Raw genomic sequence first — 1,353 nt, 5'->3', positions numbered from 1 at the left:
TGTGATGAGTCGAGACATCCTTCACGGATGAGTCGGGTCATCGGTTACACCCCGGTCTTCGGACCGGGGTGTTTTTCTTTGTCCGGATGTTCTGGGTTGGTAGTTCCGGTTTGGGTTGATGGTGAGCTCGCGGATGATTTCTCCGGTGGTGGCGTCGCTGATGATGACATCGGTGTCGTGGATGAGCATGAGGACGTGTTTGCGGGCGTGGGCGCGGCCGATTCCGATGTGGCGTAGCCTGCCTGCGTAGCGGAGGGTGAGTTTCCCGAATTGGTCGACCCGGTCTATCCGGTGTCGCCAGTGGTCTCCTTGTCTTGCCCCTGCGGGCGCTGCTTTGGGTGTTGCTGTGTAGGCTGTGGCCGGGGTGCGGCGGTCCAGGGCGCGGTGCGGGCGTTCGTGGTTGTAGATGTGGCGGAACTTTTCCAGCTGTTCGTTCAGGTCCTCGAGGGTGTGGGCGCGCGGCTGTCCGGTGAGCCAGCGTTTGAGGGTCTGGTGGAAGCGTTCGATCTTTCCTTGGGTTTGCGGGTGGTTCGGGGAGCCGTTCTTCTGGGTGATTCCGAGGGCGTGGAGTTGGTGTTCGAAGGCGTTCCGGCCGCCCCGGCCGCCGGAGAAGCGGGTCGTGTAGACCATGCCGTTATCTGTCAGGGTCGAGGCCGGGAGCCCGTATTCGGCTGCGCAGGCCAGGAATGTGGTCACGACTGTGGTGACGGTGACTGGTTGGAGCGCGGTGCAGGCGAGCAGGTAGCGGGAGTGGTCATCGAGGAAATTCAGGATTTCGGTGTCGGTGCCGTCGGCGAGGGTCCAGTGGGTGAAGTCGGATTGCCAGGTTTCGTTGGGCTGGTGCGCTTCGAAGCGGTGCAGGGAGGCTTTGGGGCGTTTCTTCGGTTCAGGGGTAACCAGGCCGGCATGGTGCAGGATCCGGCGGATTGTTGAAGTCGATGGGGGTCGCAGTCCTTCCCGTTCGAGGTGCCAGGCGATGGTGACCGGGCCGGCGTCCAGCCCGGCGGTCTGCAGGTCGTGGCGCAGGGCCAGGATCCGGGCAGCGGTCTGCGGGTTAGTCCGGCGGGGGTTGTTCAGCGGGCGTTTGGAACGGGGCTCGATGGCGGTGATGCCTCCTGCGGCCTCACGCCGGAGGAGTTCGTGGACCCAGCGGCGGCTGACTCCGTAGCGGCGGGCTGCATCCGAGACGGTCAGCCCTTGGTCGCGGACGGCGAGGACGATGACTTTCTGCTTCGACATGCACCATGCTCAGCCGCTCCAGGGTGTGAACGATGTCCCGACTCACCGGTGAAGCATCAACTGGGAACGATGTCCCGACTCATGTGAGAACTATGTCGTGAAACTAGACACCCC

At 63.5% G+C, this 1,353-nt stretch carries 1 protein-coding gene; it reads right to left on the bottom strand.

Features of this window, described 5'->3' with window-relative positions; all coding sequences use genetic code 11:
- Positions 1 to 21: 21 nt before the first annotated feature.
- Positions 22 to 1,239, bottom strand: coding sequence for an IS481 family transposase (locus tag ACFWIX_RS16045; protein ID WP_377217129.1), 1,218 nt, complete (start codon positions 1,237 to 1,239; stop codon positions 22 to 24).
- Between the last annotated feature and the right edge of the window lie 114 nt (positions 1,240 to 1,353).

The organism is Pseudarthrobacter sp. NPDC058362, assembly GCF_042723515.1.
Lineage (GTDB): Bacteria > Actinomycetota > Actinomycetes > Actinomycetales > Micrococcaceae > Arthrobacter.
This window is presented reverse-complemented; position numbering and strand designations above follow the sequence as displayed.

What these genes read in the sequence shown, in the direction of transcription:
- ACFWIX_RS16045 (WP_377217129.1), bottom strand. Translation starts at nt 1,239, where the DNA reads ATGTCGAAGCAGAAAGTCATCGTCCTCGCCGTCCGCGACCAAGGGCTG.